This is a genomic window from Sphaerisporangium rhizosphaerae, assembly GCF_042665155.1.
GTDB lineage: Bacteria > Actinomycetota > Actinomycetes > Streptosporangiales > Streptosporangiaceae > Sphaerisporangium > Sphaerisporangium rhizosphaerae.
Map to the genome: position 1 here is coordinate 1 of NZ_JBHTCG010000100.1, position 653 is coordinate 653.

General features: G+C 26.8%; 1 protein-coding gene. It reads left to right on the forward strand.

Annotated features, from left to right (window positions below):
• Positions 1-338 precede the first annotated feature (338 nt).
• Positions 339-653 (forward strand): DUF5916 domain-containing protein (locus tag ACFQSB_RS40245; RefSeq protein WP_380832623.1); only part of this gene is annotated, 315 nt, incomplete at its 3' end.

Sequence of the window (653 nt, forward strand, 5' to 3'; positions counted from 1 at the left end):
CAACTACATTTTGGTTTTGAAGTCTTTCTGAAGAAGGATCAATTGAATCTACAGTACAAGAAGCAACAAGTAAAGAAATTGAGCTTAAAATCAGGGCTATTTTTTTCATTTTTAGGGCTTTATATTTTTTTGACAAAATTAAATTCAAAACCCAGATTCATCATTTTTTTATTGTTAAAAAAGTGTTAACTAATGAATAATTATCAAAAATACAATCTATTTCAATGTTCATGTTAACAAATATTTACTTTTATTTTATTTTTAATGAATTTTATTCATAAAAATCAATGTTTCGAATATGGTTTAAATAATTATTGATTTTACATATTATTTCTTAAATTTTTAAAGCATTTTTAAATCAACTAACTCGATTAAAATCGAATATAATTTTCGAAAAAAGAGACGTTACCACTTCCACACTATCATTACGAAGCAAAATTGCCATCAACAATAAAATGACAATAAATGTAACTTCAAGATACTATTGGAGTTATGTAGAAAGTAAAGATTTTAAAAAATTAGGAGAAGATGGCGACCTTACGTACACTAATTACTCCGATTTAGGAAGCCAAGACTTTAGCTCTTGGAATCTAGACTGCTCTTACTCATGGTGGATAGCACCAGGTAGTCAGTTAAATGTATTGTATCGCAAC